Origin of the sequence: Dolichospermum sp. UHCC 0406 (assembly GCF_009712025.1) — a bacterium.
GTDB classification, from domain to species: domain Bacteria; phylum Cyanobacteriota; class Cyanobacteriia; order Cyanobacteriales; family Nostocaceae; genus Dolichospermum; species Dolichospermum lemmermannii.
The window spans coordinates 378,933-392,086 of the sequence record NZ_VILA01000014.1 but is presented as its reverse complement, the minus strand read 5'-3'; the positions used below and the strand labels follow the sequence as shown (position 1 = coordinate 392,086).

14 protein-coding genes are annotated in these 13,154 nt (G+C 37.8%); 7 read left to right on the top strand and 7 right to left on the bottom strand.

Annotated elements, in window-relative coordinates; translation table 11 throughout:
- The first annotated feature begins 12 nt into the window (after positions 1-12).
- The gene (locus FJR09_RS12955) at positions 13-1,452 is read left to right on the top strand and encodes an MlaD family protein (protein WP_168650975.1); all 1,440 of its coding nucleotides are present in this window, start codon (positions 13-15) and stop codon (positions 1,450-1,452) included.
- Between the two features lie 123 nt (positions 1,453-1,575).
- Here FJR09_RS12955 and FJR09_RS12950 read toward each other — a convergent pair whose 3' ends face one another.
- Positions 1,576-1,872 carry a DUF3288 family protein gene (locus tag FJR09_RS12950; protein ID WP_015083492.1) on the bottom strand — a complete coding sequence of 99 codons (297 nt, stop codon included), beginning with the start codon at positions 1,870-1,872 and terminating at the stop codon, positions 1,576-1,578.
- A 243-nt stretch (positions 1,873-2,115) separates the two neighbouring features.
- Here FJR09_RS12950 and FJR09_RS12945 point away from each other — a divergent pair, with 243 nt between their 5' ends.
- Complete coding sequence (locus FJR09_RS12945; protein WP_168651382.1) at positions 2,116-4,566, top strand: ATP-dependent Clp protease ATP-binding subunit; 2,451 nt, start codon at positions 2,116-2,118, stop codon at positions 4,564-4,566.
- Between the two features lie 141 nt (positions 4,567-4,707).
- Here the strand turns inward: FJR09_RS12945 and FJR09_RS12940 are convergent, their stop codons facing one another.
- The 4 genes from FJR09_RS12940 to FJR09_RS12925 form a co-directional block, all read right to left on the bottom strand.
- On the bottom strand, positions 4,708-4,998 hold the full coding sequence (locus FJR09_RS12940) for a hypothetical protein (protein WP_015083494.1): 291 nt from the start codon (positions 4,996-4,998) through the stop codon (positions 4,708-4,710).
- A gap of 72 nt (positions 4,999-5,070) precedes the next feature.
- Entirely contained in the window at positions 5,071-5,502 is a 432-nt protein-coding gene (locus FJR09_RS12935) for a putative toxin-antitoxin system toxin component, PIN family (protein WP_015083495.1), read from the bottom strand.
- A complete protein-coding gene (locus tag FJR09_RS12930; RefSeq protein WP_015083496.1) occupies positions 5,499-5,726 on the bottom strand; it encodes a hypothetical protein in 228 nt (75 codons plus the stop codon). Before FJR09_RS12930 ends, FJR09_RS12935 begins: the two co-directional genes overlap by 4 nt.
- 122 nt (positions 5,727-5,848) lie before the next feature.
- Positions 5,849-7,789 (bottom strand): P-loop NTPase fold protein, encoded by a 1,941-nt coding sequence (locus FJR09_RS12925; RefSeq protein ID WP_015083497.1) that lies wholly within the window; start codon positions 7,787-7,789, stop codon positions 5,849-5,851.
- A 442-nt stretch (positions 7,790-8,231) separates the two neighbouring features.
- On the opposite strand from FJR09_RS12925, the gene FJR09_RS12915 reads away from it, so the two are divergent.
- Positions 8,232-8,516 (top strand): hypothetical protein, encoded by a 285-nt coding sequence (locus FJR09_RS12915; RefSeq protein WP_015083498.1) that lies wholly within the window; start codon positions 8,232-8,234, stop codon positions 8,514-8,516.
- 15 nt (positions 8,517-8,531) lie between these two features.
- On the opposite strand, the gene FJR09_RS12910 is transcribed toward FJR09_RS12915, so the two are convergent.
- Together FJR09_RS12910 and FJR09_RS12905 are read right to left on the bottom strand one after the other, a co-directional pair.
- Positions 8,532-8,909, bottom strand: coding sequence for a hypothetical protein (locus FJR09_RS12910; protein ID WP_015083499.1), 378 nt, complete (start codon positions 8,907-8,909; stop codon positions 8,532-8,534).
- Positions 8,881-9,468 (bottom strand): Panacea domain-containing protein, encoded by a 588-nt coding sequence (locus FJR09_RS12905; protein WP_015083500.1) that lies wholly within the window; start codon positions 9,466-9,468, stop codon positions 8,881-8,883. Before FJR09_RS12905 ends, FJR09_RS12910 begins: the two co-directional genes overlap by 29 nt.
- A gap of 255 nt (positions 9,469-9,723) precedes the next feature.
- Between FJR09_RS12905 and FJR09_RS12900 the strand changes: the two genes are divergently transcribed.
- The 4 genes from FJR09_RS12900 (at position 9,724) to FJR09_RS12885 (ending at position 13,096) form a co-directional block, all read left to right on the top strand.
- A complete protein-coding gene (locus tag FJR09_RS12900; protein WP_015083501.1) occupies positions 9,724-10,278 on the top strand; it encodes an RDD family protein in 555 nt (184 codons plus the stop codon).
- A gap of 46 nt (positions 10,279-10,324) precedes the next feature.
- Positions 10,325-10,519 (top strand): 50S ribosomal protein L33, encoded by a 195-nt coding sequence (gene rpmG, locus FJR09_RS12895; protein ID WP_010998585.1) that lies wholly within the window; start codon positions 10,325-10,327, stop codon positions 10,517-10,519.
- Positions 10,520-10,521: 2 nt separating this feature from the next.
- Complete coding sequence (gene rpsR, locus FJR09_RS12890) at positions 10,522-10,737, top strand: 30S ribosomal protein S18 (RefSeq protein WP_015083502.1); 216 nt, start codon at positions 10,522-10,524, stop codon at positions 10,735-10,737.
- Positions 10,738-11,035: 298 nt separating this feature from the next.
- Complete coding sequence (locus FJR09_RS12885) at positions 11,036-13,096, top strand: ribonuclease R family protein (protein ID WP_168651384.1); 2,061 nt, start codon at positions 11,036-11,038, stop codon at positions 13,094-13,096.
- The last annotated feature ends 58 nt before the right edge of the window (positions 13,097-13,154 follow it).

The following is a 13,154-nucleotide window of genomic DNA, read 5'->3' as shown; positions in this document are numbered from 1 at the left end:
GTGGAGGAATAAATGCGAGGTCTAATTAGCAGCTTCACATCTGCACGTACATGGAGAGAAGGTTCTGTAGGATTGTTGCTCCTGCTAGGGTTAGGCGCATTTGGAGTAATTTTACTGTGGTTGAATAGAATCACCCCCGGCCAAACTTCTTATCAAGCAACTATCGAATTTGCTAACGCGGGGGGAATGCAAAAAGGTTCAGCAGTGCGTTTTCGGGGTGTGAAAGTGGGGACTATCACCAATGTTAAACCCGGCTCAAATGCGATTGATGTCGAAATTCAAATTAACTCCCCTGATTTAATAATTCCCAGTAATTCGATCATTGAAGCCAATCAAAGTGGATTAATTAGCGAAAATATTATTGACATTACACCAAAAGGAGATTTACCTGGGAAGGTAACCGCTAAACCCCTAGATAAAGACTGTAATTCTAGCTTGATTATTTGTAATGGTTCTCGCTTAAAAGGGATAATTGGGATCAGTGTGGATGAACTGATGCGACAATCAACTATTTTTGCGGCTCAGTACAGTAACGAAAAGTTCTATAAAAATGTGAATCGTACGTTAGAAACCTCGGCTAATGCTGCTGCTAATATCGCTGATTTGACGAAGGATTTGCAAGGTTTGAGCAAAACCTTCAAAGGACAAATAGGTGTATTTTCAGATACAGCAGCTACATTACAACGTTCGACAGTCCAATTAACTGCAACCACAACCAAAACAGCGAATCAATTAGGCGAAACATCTAAAGACTTTAGTACAACAGCCAAGCAAGCAAGTCGCTTACTAACAAATTTAGATAATCTCATCACTACTAATCGTTCTTCTTTAGTTGGTACTTTGAATAGTATGACGGAAACCAGTAACCAACTTAGGCAAACAATTACCAGTTTATCACCGGCGATTAACCGCTTAACCCAAGGAAAATTATTAAATAACCTAGAAACCCTATCTGCAAATGCAGCCGAAGCTTCTGCGAATTTAAAAGATGCTTCTAAAACTTTAAATGATCCAAAAAACATTGTTTTACTGCAACAAACTTTAGATGCAGCTAGAGCAACATTTGAAAATACCCAAAAAATTACCGCTGATTTAGATGAATTAACAGGCGATCCTAAGTTCCGTCAAAATATGCTGCGATTGGTAAATGGTCTGAGTAAATTAGTTTCTTCTAGCAAAGACATCCAGGAAAAAACCAAGGTAGCTGTAACTCTAGATTCTCTCAAAGCTGATGCTAATCGCCCAAAGGTAGTAATTACCGCACCCGTTCCCCAAAAACAAGTATCGGTAGTTGAGCAAAGTCGAAACTTAGTAATTACTCCCCCACCCAAAACCCTGGAGAAAGTAGAAATAACCACCCAACCTATCTCCGAACCACCCAATTCATCCCAAGAACAACTCCTCCAACAACTCCGAGATTATCGAGAACAGGGGACAGGGGACAGGGAGTAGGGGAAGTGGGGGAAGTGGGGGAAGTGGGGGAAGTGGGGGAAGTGGGGGAAGTGGGGGAGAAACTTCCTTCTTTATTCTTTTTTCCTCCTGACTCCTGACTCCTGACTCCTGAACTCCTATTCCCTAATTCCAATCCTGCTCGTCTTTTTTGCCCTGACTTTTGTAAATTCCGCCGATATCATGGATTTGACGGGTTTTTGCAAATAGTTCAGTTTCCGTTAAACCCCAGCGTTGCAAAACTTTATCTAAGTTGCTTTGGATGTCCCGCGCTCCCGGAAAACCTTGATAGCGAATTTTTAGTCTAGCTAATTCTGATAAATTGTAATCGGTTGCGTCTTGAGCGAGTAAAATATCAATAAGGGGGCGATCGCGGTTGTAGAGTGGATGTTGTTGGTCTTTACCGCCGGAAATTTCTGTCACAATTAATACCTGTACGAAGTTAGCAATCCATCAACAACTCAAGATGAAAAATCTCGACCATTGCTAATTATCTACCATTATCTAGTGAATGACGGCAACTACGCCTTGTCACTTACGGCTCTCACTACTGCCATTCAGCTTAAAATAAAGATACATTATCTTTAAGAAAATACAAGAAACTTTAGATGAGGGTGAAATAATATCTCACCCAAAGTCCAAGCAGCACGAGGGAAAGAACCCGCTATGTTTGAACACTTCACTTCCGAAGCCATTAGGGTAATTATGTTAGCCCAGGAGGAAGCACGACGACTGGGACACAACTTTGTAGGAACAGAACAAATTCTCCTGGGTCTAATGGGAGAAGGAACAGGTGTTGCTGCTAAGGTGCTGGCTGAGTTGGGTGTTACCCTGAAAGAAGCCCGTCGGGAAGTAGAAAAAATAATTGGCCGGGGTTCTGGGTTTGTCCCACCGGAAATTCCTTTTACCCCGAAAGTAAAAAGCCTGTTTGAGCAATCTTTCCGAGAAGCTCACGGTCTTGGACATAATTACATAAACACTGAACACTTATTATTAGGTTTAACTGAGGCTGGTGAAGGAGTCGCCGCCAAAGTATTACAAAATCTAGGAGTGGATTTACCAGTTATCCGTTCCGCTGTGATGAGCCGATTGGGTGAAGATACAGCGGTTGTCACTGGTGGTAGAAGTAATTCCCAGCGCAATCAAAATTTATCCATAGAGGCGTTTGGCAGAAATCTCACCAAACTGGCTCAGGATGGCAGGCTAGACCCGGTAGTTGGTCGCCAGAAGGAAATTGAAAGAACTGTGCAAATTCTCGGTCGGAGAACCAAAAATAACCCGGTTTTAATTGGAGAACCAGGGGTTGGTAAAACAGCGATCGCTGAAGGTTTAGCGCAACGTATTATCAATCAAGATGTCCCCGAAATTTTACTTGATAAGCAAGTAATTAGTTTGGATATGGGGTCTGTGGTAGCGGGAACTCGTTTCCGGGGTGATTTTGAGGAACGCCTCAAAAAAATCATGGAGGAAGTCCGCAGCGCCGGAAACATCATCTTAGTGATTGATGAAATTCATACCTTAGTGGGTGCAGGTGGCACAGAAGGCGGTTTGGATGCAGCTAATATCCTGAAACCGGCTTTAGCACGGGGTGAACTCCAGTGCATTGGTGCTACTACCTTAGATGAATATCGTCAGCACATCGAGCGTGATGCGGCTTTAGAGCGGCGTTTCCAGCCAATTTTGGTGGGAGAACCATCGGTAGCCGAAACTATTGATATTCTCTATGGTTTACGCGGTGCTTATGAACAGCATCATAGAGTCAATATTACGGATGAAGCAGTAGTTGCGGCGGCTGAATTGGCAGATCGTTATATTAGCGATCGCTTTCTACCCGACAAAGCCATTGACTTGATTGATGAAGCTGGTTCTCGCGTGCGTTTACGTCACTCGCACATTGCGAATAACAAAGAACTCAAACGGGAATTAACCACCGCTACCAAAGCCAAATCGGAAGCCATTAGAGTTCAAGATTTTAGCAAAGCTGGTAAATTGCGGATACAAGAATTAGAACTACAAACCAGACTTGATTTAGAAGAAAATCAGGAAACTGTCAACGCTCCCCTTGTCAACGAAGAAGACATTGCTCAAATTGTCGCTTCTTGGACTGGTGTTCCCGTTAACAAACTGACTGAATCTGAATCTGAATTACTTTTACATCTTGAAGACACTTTACATACAAGATTGATTGGACAAGAACAAGCAGTTACATCGGTTTCTCGCGCTATTCGTCGCGCCCGTGTCGGCTTAAAAAGTCCTAATCGTCCCATTGCTAGTTTTATCTTTTCTGGACCAACTGGTGTCGGGAAAACCGAATTAGCTAAAGCCTTAGCGGCTTACTTCTTCGGGGATGAAGAATCAATGGTACGTTTAGATATGTCCGAATACATGGAAAGCCACAACGTTTCCAAGTTGATTGGTTCACCTCCTGGTTATGTAGGATACGATGAAGGCGGACAATTAACGGAAGCTGTACGGCGCAAACCCTACACAGTGTTGCTATTCGACGAAATCGAAAAAGCGCATCCCGATGTATTCAATATGCTGCTGCAAATCTTGGATGACGGTCATCTTACGGATGCGAAAGGTCGGAAAGTAGACTTCAAGAATACATTAATTATCTTGACTTCTAACATTGGTTCTAAGGTAATTGAAAAAGGTGGTAGTAGCTTAGGGTTTGAGTTTGATAATGCAGCAGAAGCTAGTTATCATCGGATTCGTAACTTGGTTAACGAAGAACTCAAAGCATATTTCCGTCCCGAATTCCTCAACCGTGTTGATGATATTATCGTCTTCACTCAACTCAACAAAGATGAGGTCAAGCAAATTGCTGAAATCATGCTGCGTGATGTTGGTAGTCGTCTCAAAGAGAAGAATATCACTTTAGAAGTGACGGAAGCTTTTAAAGAGAAGGTTGTCCAAGAAGGCTATGATCCTAGCTACGGTGCTAGACCATTACGCCGCGCTATTGTGCGTCTGTTGGAAGATTCTCTGGTTGAAGCGATCTTATCTGGGGAAATCGCAGATGGAGATAAGGCTATTGTGGATGTAGATGATGATGGACAGGTAAAGGTTAGAAAATCGGAAACCCGTGAGTTGTTATTAACTAATGTTGGTTAATTACGGATTTCAATAATATCAGTAATTTATTTGGTGGGTGACTTTATTGTTAACCCACTTTTTTTTATGGGTTTTTACGGGAGAATATGGATTAAACGAACCACAGAGGCACAGAGGACACAGAGGAAGACGGAATATAAACTAACTCGTAAGTTTCAAAGCAGTGGCTAAAATATCATCATCAGATTCTATCTTATCTAAATTATCCACCTTCATTTGTTCCATAATTTGACGATGAGTGATTTCATATTGAGCATCTACTAAAGTATGTGCTATTTGATAGGTGATTTTTTGCCAATCTTCTGGTGAAGCTATTATCTCTATATGTTGCAATGCTGTATAAGCCTCTGCTGGTAGCTTTGGTAAAAACTTTAAAGCTAAATTAATATTTTGTGTTGGTATTTGTTCTGCTATTTTAGATAAATCTATCATGGCTTTATTGTTAACACACTTTTTTAATCTTATTAAAGTGGATTTATTAGGAAAAGGTCAATATTCTCATAGCTAAACTTCTAAACATTCCAAGAAAGAATTAACACCAAGCAATCTTATACCATAAGCTTCCATTTCTAGTCTCAGCGTATCATCAGCACGTAAATCATCATCTCCAGATACAATCAAGTTTGCTTCACCATCAATAGCTGTAGCTAGTATAGGTAAATCTTTAATATCTCGACAATTTGGCGGAATTGTTGTAGCTTCAACCCATATTGAACGGTATTTTAACTGCTGTTCCAGTCGAATAGCTTGATTTTCATCTATTCGTTGTTTTAATCGAGGCCGATTCCATACGTCATGAAATTCATCCAGTAAAGGTTGACTCATCAATAACTGGAATTTGTGATCATTAAATGCTGCTAAAATTGGTAATGTGACTCGCCCTCTCAATAAAATGCGAATCCAAATATTAGTGTCAATGACTACCCGAAATTTCATGTTTGGCGGTTTTGCTGACGCACAGCTTTGATTTCTGCCATAATATCATCATCTGTAATATCATCAATTGGTGGTTGGGAGTATAATTCTTGAATTAAAGCTGTCAAATCAGCAGCTAAATCAAATTTTATCAATGCTTGAGCTACTATTGCTCGTTCTTGCGGTTGTAATTGTTGTACAGCCGTAATTAATTGTTCTAAGGTAATCGGGACTGATATCATCATCTAATTTCCCAAGTCATTATTTAAGATTATAAATTATTTACAGTATTTTGCATAACTTGGATGTGAAAATTATTAACTTTGTCTATATAGTCGAGTAGAGGGATTATCAAATATTATTAATTTTATATGTTATTTGGCTGGGGAGCATTTTTTATTTGTTCAAGATCACTAATAATTTTTTGCAAATATTTTTTGTTTGCAAGACTTAATATGTATCCACTCATTTTCCCTTCTCTGTGAATAACTTCTGCTAATAATAACTTTTGAACCTCTTTAAGAAAATCCAATTCATCAACTAATTTTTCAACAATACCTCTATACTTATACCTTTCTTGCAACAAATAAAATAAGTAATTTATCTTCTCATTAGAAAGCATGAAAACTGTTTTCATAAAGTCTTTAGGTGATAAATATTTGAAAATAGGAAAGTTATAATATGTTTCTTGAAAAATATCTAAATAGTTTGACGAAGGTATACAAATTAGGGGGCGCAACTCATTAATATTATTTTGCATAACCTTCAATAATTTATTTGCTTCATTAGGCATATTTTGAAGCATTACTTCTTTTTTACATTGCTCAATATAATTCTCAAAATCTTTAAACTCTTGAGAATCTTTAGATGGAAAAACAAGTCCCATATAATTATCGAATATCTCATCACGATATTTTATATCTAGCTTCCCAGACATCTTTAATTCATCAATATATTTTTTTGATTCATCAATAATATCTGGCTTATTTTTGCTATATACTCCAGTATCAGAAAACAGTAAAAATAATCCAGTAATATGTTTAATTATGCCAATGTCTTCAAATTTTCTCTTTTTGTATTCTGACTCTACTTGATTAAGTATTTTTTCAAACTCTTCATCTGTATGTCTAGTATAGTACCACAGTTTCAACCAATTAGGAGTATTTTCATCTTCAAAATATTTGCTATTTGGCATTAATTTTTCTAAAGTATCTTGATCCACAATGCCTTTATCAAAAAAATTTTCCCACCATAATAAACTAGGAAAGGGACTATTGAGAATTAAATTTACAAAACCATATCTTTCAAAAGTTTGCAACCATGAAATTTCATCTTTGATATTATTTTCTTGTAAATCAGCAGTTGCATGATATTTTTTTATTTCTGAAGATGCATATTCTTTACTTATTTTATCTGATAACTGACTAATATCTTCTGCTTTGAGTCTTGCACTAGAAATTTCAATTGAAAAAATTGTTAATAATTGTAAAATCTCCTCCAATAAATCGGATTTTTTCTGTGCCTCTTCTGATAAAATATTAAATATTCTTTCAAAGTCTAAACTAATTTGATTCAAAAATCTTAAATTTTTACACTCTGCCTTTATAAATAGTTCTTGAATAAGATTAAGATTATTTAGTAAAATATATTTGATTTTATGGTGTTCTATTTGATTTATAAAATCATTTAATGCTCCTGAAAAATCAGGAAATATTTCAAAAGTCTTACCAATTAACTTTTCTTTTATTCTTTTATATTCTTCTTGTTTGATATTAATTTGATCTTCATTCGCAATTATGACTACTTTTAAATCCTGCGATTCTACAAAGCTACTAATATATCCCAAAATATTTGCAATGTTTATGCTGCAACGCTCCAAATCATCAAATATTAAAAGATCAAAATTAGAATCCTTAAATTTATCAGGAATGTTTATATCTGGAATAGAAATATTCCACGTTCCATCATCTTTACCATCATGATTTAAATCAATTTTTAACGCACCTTTTAAAAGCCCTTTAAAGACTTTTCCTGCTAATACCATTCCCTTAGATGAACGGAAAGGGTGTAATTGCTGGAAAAGAGATTCTTCTATTTCTGAATATTTACTAACTCCATATAGACTGACATATAAAGATTTTTTTCCTTGTTCTTCTAGCTTCTCACGATATTGATTTATAAACCATGTTTTACCAGACCCCCATTTCCCTTTAAGTAAAATAGCGAATTTAGGAGAATGACGTAATGCACAATAATAATTTAAGTAGTCTTCAACATGATGATTAATTGATGTATTTGCTTGAGACATATCCAATCTCCTGATAAAGTGAATAAATAACTTTTTTAGCGCATTCATTTTTAATTATTTTGGATAATCGTCCTTACATCTGCTTCATTGCCTGATGTAGCAACTTATATACCCGTTAACATAATAATCATATACAAGCGTAGTTGTAAATACTTTCCTAGTTTATTTTTTGTTTACTTTCATTGCTAAGTACATATTTTGTGTCACAAAACTTCAATGAAGATCATGAACTTTGAATAAGTATCATTTTTTATGTAATATTCTTTGATTCTTGTTGTAAATATTCAAATACATTTAATTACTTGAACCTTCCGATCAAGAAACAGAGTAAGTATAGTCACCATTTTCCCAAGTCAAGGAAATAAGCCTATTGTTAATATAGATGATGATGTAATCAGAATTATTTCAGCCCGTAAAGCCACACGCAAGGAGCGAGAATATTATGAAGATTGAAACATTAAAACAACGCTTAGACAAAAATCGCCCCATGATTACGGTTACTCTAAGAATACCAGAAGATGTAGTAGAAGAATTGAAACAACTTGCACCCATACTTGGTTTTTCTGGTTATCAACCCTTAATTCGAGCATACATTGGACAAGGAATGAGAGCAGATTTAGAAAAGTTAGAAAATAATACAGTTAATGCTTTAATTGCTAGTTTAAAACGACATGGTGTGAGTGATGATATTATTCATGAAGCATTAAATGAAGTTGTTAATAAATAAGTAAAATAGCTGAAATTAACAGTCTAATATTTCCCTAATAACACTTTTTAAATCTGCATCAGCAGGGCGTTTTGTAAACTGTTCATGACTATAAATCCATACAGGCGTAATTACAAACATTTCTGAATTGACTAAATACATCAATCTAATTTGTCCAGAAGCACCTTTAGCAAACCTCAATTCCAATTTATGAAAAGTCCATCCTTCTGGTAAATCAATCTTACCAGGTAACGGTTCTTGGCGGGAATTTGGAGGATATTGATCTGCAATCAAATCTTCCAATACTTCTACAATCAATTCAACAAAAGCATCTCCATGAACTTTTCTCAGTTTTTTGAAAGAACGTTTAAAATTTTCGGATTCTTCAATCGAGAAGGGAATTAAGCCAGTCACGCACTTCTCCTTTCTTGATTCTAGTTGATGATTCCGAAGTACAAGCGTCCTTCACAAGTTCAGACATTATAGGTTGATAAGCAGGATGATCACGTTCTATTAAGTCTAATTTTTGATGACCTAATGCTTTCAAATCCTCCAGCAAAATCGGCTTAGTTGAGCTTGCTTGGGGTAGTAAACCCTTACGAGCTTTTTTCCAAGGAAACTCCAAATGAGTCATATCACTCAGCAAATAGGCGTGATAACCTCCAAAATTTTCCCACACTTCTTCGAGAAGTTTTTTCTGATCATCAGGAATTTGTAACAATAATTCTTGACTAGGAACAGGTAATTGATTAGCTTCAAATTCACTATAAAATCTATAAGCAGGAGGACACACAGGACCGTATCGCCATGCTTGAATTTCTTCTGCAAATAACGGTTCATCGTACATCGCCAAATGTAAGCTTTGTGAATAATACAGAAGCTTCTGAACTTTCATATTAGTCATTTCTGCTTCCATACTGTCTTCGTAGGCTCTCGCAATAAAGTAACGAGCTGCATTGAGACAATCAATCATAATCAGACTCGCAAATCAAAATAGAATGAATATCTGAAAAAATTTTCAAGCTTACTTACATATAATATTATAATCTGGGATTACCAAATTAGTATAATTTTACTAAAAATTAAATCTGGCTATACTTTGATAGAAACCCTAGACCTTAGTTAGTAACAATAGTTATCTTTTATCAGAGGATGATTTTAAATTGTTGAGAGATATTGATACAAGTTTAAATAAACTCACTATTCTACCAGCAGCGAGGTAAAGGCTATGACTCTTGTTAAAGTCAATCAAAGACACTTCCCAAAAGGGGATCTTACCCGTCGAGGTATGGCCTTAGCTCTTGACTTCTTCTGTGCATGGTTCCTGAGTTCTATTTTCAGAAGTAATCAAATCGGGATTCAATTTACCCAAATCTTTGTTTTTATTTTTGCTTGGCTAATTTTCCGCGTCATCATAGTTTACAACAATCAAGGACAAAGTTTAGGCCGTTGGGCATTTGATTTAAAGATCCTAGAAGTTGCAAATGGCGAAATAGTCAATAGAATCCCCCAATTTCAGACCTTATTACTGCGAGAAGGGATTATTTGCTTTTCTAGCTTGTTATTATCCATTTTCTTGGGGAATATCATCCTCAATCCCGCTGCTGTCGTCCTATTACTTCCCCTGATCATTGACGGCGGTGCAGCTTTATCCGATACTCAGATGCGACAGGCATTCCATGACCGCTTTTTTCGGACTATCATAGTTTCTTCCCGTCGGGGTTATTCATTAGATATAAAAATTAAACGGTTAGTTGCAAAATTTCCACGAAATATGAGATAATAACCATTTGTGTTAATTATCTCCAGGCTTTACAGTTTCTAAGATTATGGCTAAGAGTAAAGGTGCGCGCATAATAGTGACACTAGAATGCACCGAGTGTCGAACAAATCCAGATAAACGTTCACCTGGCGTATCCCGTTATACCAGTACCAAGAACCGTCGGAACACAACCAACCGCTTAGAACTGAAAAAGTTCTGTACCCACTGCAACAAACACACAGTTCACAAGGAAATTAAGTAAGAATGAGTTACTATCGTCGTCGCCTTTCTCCAATTAAGCCCGGAGATCCCATTGATTACAAAGATGTAGATTTGTTGCGGAAGTTTCTCACCGAACGTGGTAAAATATTACCTCGGAGAATCACCGGTTTAACCTGTCAGCAACAACGCGCTCTGACTCTAGCCATTAAACGCTCTCGAATTGTGGCTTTATTGCCCTTCATTAACGCCGAAGGTTAAGAATATTTTGGATTTTGGATTTTGGATGATCATCCAAAAAAGTAGCAGTTGCATGGATATGCCCAGTTACTTTGAGTCCAAAATCTAAAATTTAATATTTAATGTTAGGAAATTGCTAAAAACATTTAATTAATTCATTCTCAAAAATGGTACGATATCGCTAAATTTGAGGATGGAATTCTAAACTGGAATAGCATTTCTCACAGCAAATTATTAAATAAAGGATTAAATACCCGTTATTTAATCCAGAATTTCCAGTCTAAAAATCTCAAAATATTAAAATTAAAGTGCGACAGTTGTGGATAAGGGGACGTTAGTTGAATTTAGGGTTAAAGGCGATCGCCGTCTTGGAGTGATAGATCGTCCAGACGGTAAAACTAGTTGGTTTGTAGTAGATGAACGTGGTCAATCCCATAACATCAAAAATAACCAATTTACCTACACGGTTAACGGACAAACCTATAAACCAGGGGAAATCGCTGAGTTTTTAAGTCAAGTTCAGCCTTATCTAGATCCATCAAGTCTGGAAATAGCTTGGGAACTACTGATTGAAGATGGAGAAACTGTCACTCCTAGCCAATTGGCAAATCTCCTATTTTCGGAATCCACACCTCCCCAGTGTTATGCAGCCCATTGTTTGTTATCAGAAGATAAACTCTATTTCAAACAAAAAGGAGACGCTTACGAACCCCGCAGCGCAGCGCAAATAGCAGAACGCAAGCACCAGATTCAAGTAGAATCACAAAAAGCCAAGGGACAGCAGGAATTTTTAGCCCGGATAGAACAGGCGCTCCAGGGACAAGTGGTAGAATGGCAACGACTGGATCGCCAGCGTTTAGACGCATTAGAAAAGTATGCGACTTTGCTGGCGGATGTGGTGATGCTAAAAATAAATTACGACTCTTTAGCTCGTGCTTGTCCGCCTCCAATCTCAGTATTAGAAACTATGAATATGCTGGGACGTTCTGCTACGCCCCAGGCGGCCTTTCAACTCTTGATAGATTTGGGTTTGTGGACTTCCCACGAAAACCTGTTCCTGCGCCGTTCATCAATTTCCGTTCAATTTCCTCATCAGGTATTAGAAGTGGCGCAAGAATGTTGGGATTTTCCTCCTACAGATTTAGATACAAACCGTCTCGATCTCACACATCTCAAGGTATATACCATTGATGATGAAAGCACTACAGAAATAGACGATGGTTTGAGTTGGGAGATATTACCAGATGGTAAGGAACGGTTATGGGTGCATATTGCTGACCCAACGCGGTTATTAATGCCAGATGATGAGTTGGATTTGGAAGCCAGAAAACGGGGCAGTACGGTATATTTACCAACAGGGATGATTCCCATGTTCCCAGAGGTGTTGGCCACAGGTCCCATGAGTTTAATTCAGGGGAAAGTCTGTTGCGCCCTCAGCTTTGGGGTGATTTTAGATGCAGTTGGGGCTGTGGAAGATTACTGTATACACACTGGTTTAATTAAGCCTACCTACCGCCTCACCTATCAAGATGTGGATGAGATGCTGGAGTTGGGAGTTCAAGCAGAACCAGAAATTGAGGCGATCGCTAATTGGGCAAAAATCCGCAAAACTTGGCGTTATAGTCAAGGTGCTATCAGTATCAATATGCCCGAAGCGATGATCAAAGTCAAAGACGATGATATCAATATTGATGTTTTAGATGATTCTTCCTCCCGCCAATTAGTCGCAGAAATGATGATTCTTGCTGGAGAAGTTGCCGCCCGTTACGGACAAACTCATAATATCCCGCTGCCCTTTCGCGGCCAACCCCAACCAGAATTACCTCCAGAGGAAGAACTGCTCCTGCTTCCAGCCGGTTTTGTTCGTTCCTGTGCGATGCGACGCTGTATGCCTAAAAGCGAAATGAGCATTACACCAGTGCGCCATGCTGGTTTGGGTTTAGATACCTACACTCAAGCTACTTCCCCCATTCGTCGTTATAGCGACTTACTCACCCACTTCCAATTAAAAGCACATTTACGCGGCGAAGGTTTACCCTTCTCTGCTGAACAACTCAAAGAAGTGATGATGACGGTCAGCAGCATCACTCAAGAAGCAACAATGGTGGAACGACAAACTAATAGATATTACGCTTTAGAATATTTACGTCGTCATCCTGAACAAGTTTGGCAGGTAACGGTATTAATGTGGTTACGAGAAGATAGCAATTTAGGACTAATTTTATTAGAAGATTTGGGTTTACAATTGCCTATGTCCTTCCGGCGTTCTGTCAGTTTGGGAGAAAATTTATTAGTGAAAGTTAGTTTGGCTGATCCCCAAAAAGATATGATTCACTTCCAGGAAATTATGTATCAGGAAGCCCAATCAGTTACGAATTAGGATAGGTTATGTTTCGCGCCCAGTCGCAAAGGAGCAAAGGCGCAAAGTTGGAGAGTTT

What these genes read in the sequence shown, in the direction of transcription:
- FJR09_RS12930 (WP_015083496.1), bottom strand. Translation starts at nt 5,726, where the DNA reads ATGATGATATCAGTCCCGATTACCTTAGAACAATTAATTACGGCTGTA.
- FJR09_RS12900 (WP_015083501.1), top strand. Translation starts at nt 9,724, where the DNA reads ATGACTCTTGTTAAAGTCAATCAAAGACACTTCCCAAAAGGGGATCTT.
- FJR09_RS12915 (WP_015083498.1), top strand. Translation starts at nt 8,232, where the DNA reads ATGAAGATTGAAACATTAAAACAACGCTTAGACAAAAATCGCCCCATG.
- rpsR (WP_015083502.1), top strand. Translation starts at nt 10,522, where the DNA reads ATGAGTTACTATCGTCGTCGCCTTTCTCCAATTAAGCCCGGAGATCCC.
- FJR09_RS12905 (WP_015083500.1), bottom strand. Translation starts at nt 9,468, where the DNA reads ATGATTGATTGTCTCAATGCAGCTCGTTACTTTATTGCGAGAGCCTAC.
- FJR09_RS12925 (WP_015083497.1), bottom strand. Translation starts at nt 7,789, where the DNA reads ATGTCTCAAGCAAATACATCAATTAATCATCATGTTGAAGACTACTTA.
- FJR09_RS12955 (WP_168650975.1), top strand. Translation starts at nt 13, where the DNA reads ATGCGAGGTCTAATTAGCAGCTTCACATCTGCACGTACATGGAGAGAA.
- FJR09_RS12935 (WP_015083495.1), bottom strand. Translation starts at nt 5,502, where the DNA reads ATGAAATTTCGGGTAGTCATTGACACTAATATTTGGATTCGCATTTTA.
- FJR09_RS12945 (WP_168651382.1), top strand. Translation starts at nt 2,116, where the DNA reads ATGTTTGAACACTTCACTTCCGAAGCCATTAGGGTAATTATGTTAGCC.
- rpmG (WP_010998585.1), top strand. Translation starts at nt 10,325, where the DNA reads ATGGCTAAGAGTAAAGGTGCGCGCATAATAGTGACACTAGAATGCACC.
- FJR09_RS12940 (WP_015083494.1), bottom strand. Translation starts at nt 4,998, where the DNA reads ATGATAGATTTATCTAAAATAGCAGAACAAATACCAACACAAAATATT.